This window comes from Qaidamihabitans albus (genome assembly GCF_016464705.1).
Classification (GTDB): Bacteria; Actinomycetota; Actinomycetes; order Mycobacteriales; family Pseudonocardiaceae; genus Qaidamihabitans; species Qaidamihabitans albus.
The window spans coordinates 1-547 of the sequence record NZ_JAEHOB010000056.1 but is presented as its reverse complement, the minus strand read 5'-3'; the positions used below and the strand labels follow the sequence as shown (position 1 = coordinate 547).

Here is a 547-nt window from a genome sequence, read left to right as displayed (position 1 = left end):
GGCGGTTCACCAACGGCCGCTTCACTTCCAGCCGGTGACAGCCGGCCGCCGGGGGCGGGGTATACGGGGAGCGGAGGTAGGCGCAAAGGACGTCGACAACGGTCTGTCGTTGAGCAGGATTGTTCTGCGCGACACGTTCCAAGGCGTACAGACCACCGTGGCGGACTGCGGCCCTGTCCGACCCCAGCTGTTCCACGGCCTGGACATACAGCTCCGTGAGGCGGCGCTCGGTCGCGTCGTGCTCGTTGGCCCACTGCCGCCTCCCGGCCAGCACCAGCGCCACCACACCACCGGTGCCAGCCCCGACCGTCAGACCGACCTTGATGAGCTCGATCCGATCCTTCGGATCTACGACACCATCGACAGCCAACACCAACGCGACCACCGCGATCGTCGTGACCAGCGCGACCGGCACCACGACCACCACCGTGGCCCACCACCACGTCCCACCCCGACGACGCCACCACCGCCGCACACCGAAACGGCCAGCACCAGTCGTCCTGTCGTTGCCCATAGCCACACCATCGCAGCGGAACCACCACCCGTA

The 547-nt window shown here is 67.6% G+C and carries 1 pseudogene; it reads right to left on the bottom strand.

Annotated elements, in window-relative coordinates:
• A pseudogene (locus JAP66_RS31805) lies at window positions 1-427 on the bottom strand (pentapeptide repeat-containing protein); the annotation flags it as partial.
• Window positions 428-547 lie beyond the last annotated feature (120 nt).